1 pseudogene is annotated in these 349 nt (G+C 58.7%); it reads right to left on the reverse strand.

The window, feature by feature from the left end:
* Window positions 1-257: pseudogene (locus H6B31_RS16855) on the reverse strand (hypothetical protein); the annotation flags it as partial.
* Between the last annotated feature and the right edge of the window lie 92 nt (window positions 258-349).

Here is a 349-nt window from a genome sequence, read left to right on the forward strand (position 1 = left end):
TCGCTGGTGACTTTGGTATACCCGGTAGAGGTGGTTACTGTACTGGCGCCACTGCCAGAGTTTTGACCGTTCAGAAAGGGGTTCTCCGGCACGGAGATCCCCACGCCGCTGCCGTTGACTACAGCGCCCACAGCAGGGGCGCTGTCCGAAGCCAGGTTGGGGGTCAGGTAGGAACCGGTATTCCGGGTATCCATGCTGACAGTCCCGAAGCCTGGCGGAATGATAGCGGCATTTTTGCTCACGTCCTTGTTTTCCATAGCGCCGCCGTCCGATGTGATCACCGGCTCTACCGAAGTCGCGCTTCCATAGTCTGGGTCACCGGGTGCGTCAATATCGTAGCTCAATGCAC

Source organism: Pseudoflavonifractor capillosus, assembly GCF_016899775.1.
Taxonomy (GTDB): Bacteria; Bacillota; Clostridia; order Oscillospirales; family Oscillospiraceae; genus Lawsonibacter.